The following is a 1,815-nucleotide window of genomic DNA, read 5'->3' on the forward strand; positions in this document are numbered from 1 at the left end:
GCCGTTGACCGAAACCATCCACTCAAAATAGATCTGACATGCATAAGATGTGCAGATACCAATGCCCTTGTGGAGGGTCGCGGGGGAGTTTGCGACGACGCGGGGAAGGTGCTTTGGCGTCGTTGTTGGCATCGGTGGATGCGCTGCCGCGGAAACTCGCCCCTCGCTGCGCTCGACCCTCCCGCACACGGGAGGGTTACGTCTTAACTTGATGCGTTTGCCCCATCACTTGGCGTGGGGCCCGTAGGCTCGCGCCAAACGGCTGATCATCGTTTGAGATCAGCCGGTTCGCGACAGTAGGCTGACTTACAGCGTGGCGCGGAGCTTGGCTCCGTTGCCGGCTTGCCCGAAGGCGGTCATGCGTGCGACGCAAACGTCTTTCATCGCCGTACGAGCGGGTTTCAGATAAGCACGCGGGTCGAACGCCGAGGGGTCTTCGGCGAACACCTTGCGGATCGCACCGGTGATGGCCATGCGGCAATCCGTATCGACGTTGATCTTGCGAACACCGCTCTTGATGCCGCGTTGAATTTCTTCGACCGGCACGCCGTAGGTTTGCTTCATTTGGCCGCCGTACTTGTTGATGATGTCCTGCAATTCTTGCGGAACACTGCTGCTGCCGTGCATCACCAGGTGGGTGTTGGGCAATTTGGCGTGGATTTCTTCGATCCGAGACATCGCCAACACTTCGCCGGTCGGTTTCTTGGTGAACTTGTACGCGCCGTGGCTGGTCCCGATGGCGACGGCCAGTGCGTCGACGCCGGTTTCTTCGACAAATCGCTGGGCTTCGTCGGGATCGGTCAGCAATTGGTCGTGCGTCAGTTCGCCGACCGCACCGTGGCCGTCTTCCTGTTCCCCTTCGCCGCTTTCCAGCGATCCCAGGCAGCCGAGTTCGCCTTCGACGCTGACGTTTTTGGCGTGTGCCATTTCAACGACGGCCTTGGTGACGCGAGCGTTGTATTCGTAATCCGCGGGCGTTTTTCCGTCTTCTTCCAGCGAACCGTCCATCATGACGCTGGTGAAGCCGTTTTCGATCGCCGATTTACAGGTCTCGGGGCTGTTGCCATGGTCTTGGTGCATGACGATCGGAATGTGCGGGTACAATTCGGTCGCCGCGATCATCAGGTGTCGCAGGTAAGCGTCCTGCGAATAAGCCCGTGCACCACGCGATGCCTGGATGATCACGGGCGAATCAGTCTCTTCGGCGGCTTCCATGATCGCCTGGATCTGTTCCATATTGTTGACGTTGAATGCTGCAACGCCGTAATCGTTTTCTGCGGCGTGGTCGAGCACAACGCGAAGTGGAACCAATGCCATGATCAGCTACCTTGGGGTAAAATGAGAGTCGGGGGTCAGTCTTTTGCCGGGAATTATCGCTGCGTGACCCCTGACCGCAAGGGCGGGGGATCATGATTCTGCTGTTGGACAATCAGGACTCCTTTGTTCACAACTTGGCACGCTATTTTCGCCTTACCGGGGCGGAGACCCGTGTGATCCGGAGCAACCAGATCACCGCCCGCCAGGCGATTGACCTCGCCCCCCAGGCAATCGTCCTCTCCCCAGGCCCCCACGGCCCGGCCGATGCCGGCTGCTGCATCGAACTGATCCGACAGGCCCCCGAGCAGCTTCCGATCCTGGGCGTCTGCCTGGGACACCAAGCGATCGGGGCGGCCTTCGGCGCGCAGATCATCCGCAGCGAGCCGCGTCATGGATTGGCCAGCCCGATCACCCACGACGGCGAAGACTTGTTTCGCCACTGCCCCAGCCCGATGAATGTCGCGCGTTATCATTCCCTGGTCGTCTCGTCGCAGGACC

Annotated in this window: 2 protein-coding genes; one reads left to right on the forward strand and one right to left on the reverse strand. The window is 60.1% G+C overall.

Annotated features, from left to right (window positions below):
- Nucleotides 1-306 precede the first annotated feature (306 nt).
- On the reverse strand, nt 307-1,317 hold the full coding sequence (fba, locus tag ABX749_RS31595) for a class II fructose-bisphosphate aldolase (RefSeq protein ID WP_372899538.1): 1,011 nt from the start codon (nt 1,315-1,317) through the stop codon (nt 307-309).
- A 92-nt stretch (nt 1,318-1,409) separates the two neighbouring features.
- Between fba and ABX749_RS31600 the strand changes: the two genes are divergently transcribed.
- Nucleotides 1,410-1,815, forward strand: a 406-nt coding sequence (locus ABX749_RS31600; protein ID WP_372899539.1) for an aminodeoxychorismate/anthranilate synthase component II, incomplete at its 3' end; no start/stop codon positions are given.

The organism is Stieleria sp., assembly GCF_041595215.1.
GTDB classification, from domain to species: domain Bacteria; phylum Planctomycetota; class Planctomycetia; order Pirellulales; family Pirellulaceae; genus Stieleria; species Stieleria magnilauensis.

Excerpts from the sequence above, each read along its gene's own strand:
- fba (WP_372899538.1), bottom strand. The coding sequence starts at position 1,317 with ATGGCATTGGTTCCACTTCGCGTTGTGCTCGACCACGCCGCAGAAAAC.